Annotated in this window: 1 protein-coding gene; it reads right to left on the reverse strand. The window is 62.1% G+C overall.

Annotated elements, in window-relative coordinates:
* A partial coding sequence (locus AC3WOH_RS34830) for an IS5 family transposase (protein ID WP_492233892.1) occupies nt 1–875 on the reverse strand: 875 nt, incomplete at its 3' end.
* Between the last annotated feature and the right edge of the window lie 88 nt (nt 876–963).

Below are 963 nucleotides of genomic sequence, written 5' to 3' on the forward strand. Positions count from 1 at the left end.
CTGGCCACATGGGGTGTCACATGCCGCTGGCGGCACGCCTGCACGAAGTCCCGGGTGTCATAGGCCTTGTCTGCCGCAACCGTTCGCGCACGCCTGCCTGGCAAGCTGTCTAGCATCGCCAGCGCGGCGGCACGCTCTCCGTAGCCATCGGCATGTGTGACCACGGCACCCACCACCAGACCTGAGCGGTGCTCCATCAGTACATGGCCTTGGTAGGCCAGGATGGCCGCTGCATTCTGGCTCTTCCTGAACAGCCGGGAGTCGGGGTCGGTGGTGCTGGCGTGGGTGGCGTTGCTGCGGGGCTTGCCATGCCAGTCGGCCGCAGCATTGCGTCCCGCCCCTGCGCCCGGATCGGAGTCGCAATCGTCGTTCTTGCCTTCTTCGCGCTCCTTGGGCGTGAAGCTCTTGTGGCTGGCCCAGGCCTGGATCAGGGTGCCATCCACCGAGAAGTGGTCTTTGCTGAGCAGCTTGCGCTTGTCCGCCAGGGTCATCACCTCGGTGAAGAAGTTCTCCACTACCCGGTGCTCCAGCAGCCTGTCGCGGTTCTTGGAGAAACTGGAGTGGTCCCAGACCTCGTCGTCGATGGCCAGGCCAATGAACCAGCGGTACAGCAGGTTGTAGCGGATCTGCTCGACCAATTGGCGCTCGCTTCGCACTGAAAAGAACACCTGGATGAGCATGGCGCGCAGCAGCTTCTCGGGCGCGATGGAGGTGCGGCCTGTATCTGCGTAGATGGTGTTGAACAGGCCGTTCAGGCGGGACAAGGCCTCATTGACCAGGCTGCGGATCGGGCGAAGTGGGTGGTCTGCTGGTACGAAGTCCTCCAGCTTGGCCACCGTGAACAGCGACTCCTGCATCACATCTGATCCCCGCATCGTCTGGACTCCTTGTTGAGGGAGTCGTCAGTATCTACAACGATGCTCTTGAACGCCAGGTTTTACGGGGATGAAATTCAACAGCCTG

The sequence above is a fragment of the Acidovorax sp. FW305-C-20-28 genome, from assembly GCF_058783375.1.